The sequence below is a fragment of the Burkholderia puraquae genome (genome assembly GCF_002099195.1).
Lineage (GTDB): Bacteria > Pseudomonadota > Gammaproteobacteria > Burkholderiales > Burkholderiaceae > Burkholderia > Burkholderia puraquae.
Genome location: NZ_NBYX01000080.1, coordinates 1 through 537 on the forward strand (window position 1 = coordinate 1; position 537 = coordinate 537).

The window sequence follows — 537 nt, forward strand, 5'->3', positions numbered from 1 at the left end:
ACCGTGCTGCCGGGCCTGACCGACAACCACTGCCACGTGATTCGCGGCGGCCTGAACTACAACATGGAGCTGCGCTGGGATGGCGTGCGCTCGCTCGCGGTCGCGATGGAGATGCTCAAGCAGCAGGTCGCGATCACGCCGGCGCCGCAATGGGTGCGCGTGGTCGGCGGCTTCACCGAGCACCAGTTCGCGGAGAAGCGCCTGCCGACGATCGACGAGCTCAACGCGGCCGCACCCGATACACCCGTGTTCATCCTGCACCTGTACGACCGTGCGCTGCTGAACGCGGCGGCGCTGCGCGTCGTCGGCTACACGAAGGATACGCCGGAGCCGCCGGGCGGCACGATCCTGCGCGATGCCGCGGGCAACCCGACCGGGCTGCTGCTCGCGAACCCGAACGCGACGATTCTTTACGCGACGCTCGCGAAAGGCCCGAAGCTGCCGTTCGAGTACCAGTACAACTCGACGCGCCACTTCATGCGCGAGCTGAACCGGCTCGGCGTAACGGGCGTGATCGATGCGGGCGGCGGCTCGCAG

The 537-nt window shown here is 68.3% G+C and carries 1 protein-coding gene; it reads left to right on the plus strand.

Annotated elements, in window-relative coordinates:
* Nucleotides 1–537: amidohydrolase family protein (locus B7G54_RS37870; RefSeq protein WP_165765665.1), on the plus strand; the 537-nt coding region annotated here is incomplete at both ends.